Genomic DNA, 4036 nt, shown 5'->3' on the forward strand with positions numbered 1-4036 from the left:
CGCCTTGCATCTTCCGGGACGACGATGATCGTTGTCACCCATGAGATCGGCTTTGCCCGCGAGGTCGCCGACCGCGTCGTGGTGATGATCGATGGCGAGGTCCGCGAATGCGGCCCGGCCCAATCCGTGCTGTCCGACCCTGCGGACCCGCGCGTGCGCGCCTTCCTGTCCAGGTTCCTGACCGAGACCCCAACGATAACAACTTCCAACAGCGAGTGATCCCATGATGCTTTCGAAGACGGCGATTGGCCGGGCCATGCCGGCGCTGGCCCTGACCCTGGCGCTGGCCGCACCGGCCCTGGCCGAGACCGACCCCAAGGCCGCCGCGCTGCTGCCGCAGGACATTGCCTCGGCCGGCGTGCTCAAGGTGGTGACCAGCCTGGCCTATCCGCCGATGGAATTCACCGATCCCGGCTCGGATGAGCTGAAGGGCTTCGACATGGATCTGGCGCGCGCCATCGGCGAGCGGCTGGGCCTGAAGGTCGAGTTCACCAATGTCGAGTTCCCCCAGCTGATCCCGCAGATCGTCACCGACCGCTCGGACATGCTGATCAGCGCCTTCTCGGACAAGGTCGAGCGCCGCGCGCAGCTGGATTTCATCGACTATTTCATCACCGGCAACGTGTTCTACGCGATCGCCGAGAACAAGGCCGAGATCGGCGCGCTGAAGGACCTGTGCGGCAAGACCATCGCCGTCGCCACCGGCACCAGCTGGGTGACCTGGGCCGAAGAGACCGGCAAGGCAACCTGCCCGGCGGACCAGCCCTTCAACGTCATCCAGATCGCCACCCAGGCCGAACATATCATGCAGATGCGGCTGGGCCGGGCGCAGGCCTCGGTCATCGGGGTCGAGGGGCTGGCCGATCTGGCGCTGACCGAGCCGGGCAAGTTCTATCAGCTGGGTGAGCCGGGCGAACAGAACCCCTATGGCATCGCCTTCGCCAAGGACAATCCGCAATTGCGCGATGCGGTGCTTGCGGCCTTGAACGGCATGCTGGCGGATGGCAGCTACAAGCAGATTGTCGAACGCTATCAATTGACTGTCGGCCAGGTCGACAAGTTCGTCGTCAATGGCGCAACCCCCTGAGCAGAAGCAGATCCGATGAGTGACGCACCGCAAGACCAGACCGGCAGCCGCGAAGACCCGCTGGGGTCGATCCGCCTTGACCTTTATTCGGGCGAGCAGCTTTACCGGCAACTGCATCAGGCCTTGCGGGCGGCCATCCTGTCGGGTGCCTATTCCGAGGGGGGGATCCTTCCCTCGGAGAACGAGCTGCGCGACCGGCTGTCGATCGCGCGCACCACGGTGCGCAATGCCATGGCGCTGCTGGAACGCGACGGGCTGGTGCGCAAGGAACGCGGGCGCGGCACCATCGTCACCCATCGCCCGGTCACCCACAGCGTCTGGAATTTCGGCAGCTTCTCGGATCTGGCGCGCTCCAAGGGGCTGCGCCCGGTCACCCGCGTTCTGGGCCACCGGATCGAGGACGGCACCCTGATCCTGACCCGTGCCCGCGGGCTGGACGATGGCAGTCGCGTCACCTGGATGAACCTTGATACCTCCTGGCTGCCGCTGGGGCTTTATCCGGGGATCGAGCGCTACGATTTCGCCGCGCTGTCGCTTTATGAGGTGCTTCGCCGCGATTACGACCGCCATCCCGCGCGCTCGGAACTGAGCCTGCGCGTCGTGCCGCCAAGCGCGCTTCTGTCCGAGGTCTTTGGCGAGGACCCGGCGATCGCCGGCTATCTATGCGCCTCGGGCGAGGTGCTGGACGCGGAAGGGCGCGAGGTCGAGCGGACCTCGATCGTCTATTCGCCCCGCGTCGAGATGAATTTTTCAACCCGATGGGGCCAGAATCCAGCCCCGCAGGGCATAGGAGAGAAGTGATATGACGGCGCTTGCAAGCGTGTTTGCAGTCAGATGCCCCATTCTGGGCATGCTGCATCTGGCCGGGAACGATCCGGAATCGAAGCTGGCGCAGGCCCTTGAGGAAGCCCGGATCATGGCCGGGGCAGGGATCGACGGCCTTGTCGTGGAAAATTACTTCGGCGGGGCCGAGGATGTCGAACGCGTGCTGGACCGGCTGATGGGGCTGGATCTGGGGCCGCGCATCGGCGTCAACATGCTGCGCGACAATGACCGCGCCTTTGCCTTGGCCCGGCGCTATCCGGTGGCCTTCATCCAGATCGATTCCGTCTGCGGCCATCTGCCCCCGGAACAGGACGACGCCTTTGCCGCGCATCTGGCGGCCGAGCGGGCCAGCGTTCCGGCGCTGCTGCTGGGCGGCGTCCGCTTCAAGTATCAGCCGGTCCTGTCCGGCCGGGACGAGGCCGGCGACGTGCAACTGGGCGCGGCGCGCTGCGACGGGCTGGTGGTGACCTCGGATGCGACGGGTCAGGAAACCGATCTGGCCAAGGTTGCGCGCTTCCGCGCCGCCACCGGCGGCGACGTGCCGCTGTTCATCGGGGCGGGCGTGACCAATGCCAATCTGCCCGCGCAGATGGAGGCCGCCGATGGCGTGATCGTCGGCAGCTGGCTCAAGGACACCCACAAGGATACCGGCCGGGTCTGCGCCGACCATGTCGCGACCTTCATGGCCACCGTCCATGCCGCGCGGAGCGCCTACGCATGAGCCATGTCACCCCGGAACCCCTGACCGCTGCGGGTTTTGCCGCCTTCGGTCGCGTCCATGACCTTGGCGTGGACGGGCCGGATGTCCGGCTGACGAAAGGGCCGGACTGGCTCGACGGCTTCACCCTGCCGCCGCTGATCGACGGGCGCGGGCATCTGGGCATGACCCGTGCCCCCGCCGCGCCCTGGACCTGCCGCCAGATGGAGCGCCACCCCCTGACCGAGGAGGCGCTGTTCTGCGCGGGCGCGCCCATCGTCCTGGCCGTGGCCCCGCCCTCGGCGGCCGACGCGCCCGATGCCGCGGCAATCCGCGCCTTTGTCATCCAGCCCGGTCAGGTCGCGGTCATGAACCGCAATGTCTGGCACGATGCCTGCCGCGGGCTGGACGGGCCGGCCGCCTATTACTGGATGGCGATCTGCGGGCTGGGTCCCGACCCCTGGGTCGCCCCGGATGCCGGCCCGGTCGAGGTCCGCCCATGACCGCGTTCTTCATCGGCGATGTCGCGCTGGACGAATATTACACCGCCGAGCGCTGGCCGGGTCCCGCCGACAAGGGGTTCGTCACCGAACTGCCATCCGAGGCCGGTGGCTCGATCGCCAATGCCGCCGTGGTCCATGCCGGTTTCGGCGGGCGGCCCGAGTTCATCTCGCTGCTGAATGCCAGTCCGCTCTCGGAGCGGCTGATCGCGGATCTGGCCGCGCATCAGGTGGCGACCCGCCACATGCTGCGCGATCCCGCGATCCCGGAATCGCGCAACTTCATCTTCCTGGTCGGTGGCGAACATATCGTCCTGACCGTCGAGATGGGCCAGCAGCCAATGTGGTTGCCGCCCCAGACCATGGCCGCCCTGCGCGCGCCGGGCTATCTTTACACCACGCTCTACCGGGTGCGGCGGCTGCATGCGCAGATCGACGGTCAGGTTCTGGCGCAGGCGGAATTGCTGGCCGATCTGCGCGCCCATGGCCGCAAGCTGGTCTTCGATCTGGATGTCGGTGGCGCGACGGATGCCGACCTGCCCTATCTGCAGGGGGCCGAGGTCGTGATCATGAACCAGACCGGCTTCCGCAATACCTTCGGTCAGGACGAAATCCACTGCGCGCAGGTCTGGATGGAGCAAAACCAAATCCGCACCCTGATCCGCACCGCCGCCGCCGAGGGCGCCACCGCCCTGCAGGGCGGCACCCTGTTCACCGCGGCTGGCTATGCGGTCGAGGTCGCCGATGTCACCGGTGCCGGCGACACCTTCGGCGGCACTCTGGTCCATGGGCTGGAACAGGGCTGGACCCTGCAAGACACCCTGACCTTCGCCGTCGCCGCCGCCTCCCGCTCCGTCACCCAACACGGACCCCGAAGCGGTCGCACAACACCCCAAAATGTCAAAAACTGGATCCAAAAAAACCAGA

Annotated in this window: 5 protein-coding genes and 1 pseudogene; all 6 read left to right on the forward strand. The window is 66.9% G+C overall.

Annotation, left to right across the window (positions count from 1 at the left end; all coding sequences use genetic code 11):
• Positions 1-219, forward strand: a pseudogene (locus tag IB235_RS25755) (hypothetical protein); the annotation flags it as partial.
• 4 nt (positions 220-223) lie between these two features.
• The gene (locus tag IB235_RS24385; RefSeq protein WP_155042560.1) at positions 224-1087 is read left to right on the forward strand and encodes an ABC transporter substrate-binding protein; all 864 of its coding nucleotides are present in this window, start codon (positions 224-226) and stop codon (positions 1085-1087) included.
• Positions 1088-1102: 15 nt separating this feature from the next.
• A complete protein-coding gene (locus tag IB235_RS24390) occupies positions 1103-1888 on the forward strand; it encodes a GntR family transcriptional regulator (protein WP_192338963.1) in 786 nt (261 codons plus the stop codon).
• Between the two features lies 1 nt (position 1889).
• A complete protein-coding gene (locus IB235_RS24395; RefSeq protein ID WP_155042562.1) occupies positions 1890-2633 on the forward strand; it encodes a BtpA/SgcQ family protein in 744 nt (247 codons plus the stop codon).
• The gene (locus IB235_RS24400) at positions 2630-3112 is read left to right on the forward strand and encodes an ureidoglycolate lyase (RefSeq protein WP_192338964.1); all 483 of its coding nucleotides are present in this window, start codon (positions 2630-2632) and stop codon (positions 3110-3112) included. Before IB235_RS24395 ends, IB235_RS24400 begins: the two co-directional genes overlap by 4 nt.
• A partial coding sequence (locus tag IB235_RS24405; RefSeq protein WP_192338966.1) for a carbohydrate kinase family protein occupies positions 3109-4036 on the forward strand: 928 nt, incomplete at its 3' end. The genes IB235_RS24400 and IB235_RS24405, both read left to right, overlap by 4 nt.

The organism is Paracoccus sp. PAR01, from assembly GCF_014851995.1.
Classification (GTDB): Bacteria; Pseudomonadota; Alphaproteobacteria; order Rhodobacterales; family Rhodobacteraceae; genus Paracoccus; species Paracoccus litorisediminis.

Coding starts and splice junctions, on each gene's coding strand:
- IB235_RS24395 (WP_155042562.1), top strand. CDS start 1,890: ATGACGGCGCTTGCAAGCGTGTTTGCAGTCAGATGCCCCATTCTGGGC.
- IB235_RS24400 (WP_192338964.1), top strand. CDS start 2,630: ATGAGCCATGTCACCCCGGAACCCCTGACCGCTGCGGGTTTTGCCGCC.
- IB235_RS24385 (WP_155042560.1), top strand. CDS start 224: ATGATGCTTTCGAAGACGGCGATTGGCCGGGCCATGCCGGCGCTGGCC.
- IB235_RS24390 (WP_192338963.1), top strand. CDS start 1,103: ATGAGTGACGCACCGCAAGACCAGACCGGCAGCCGCGAAGACCCGCTG.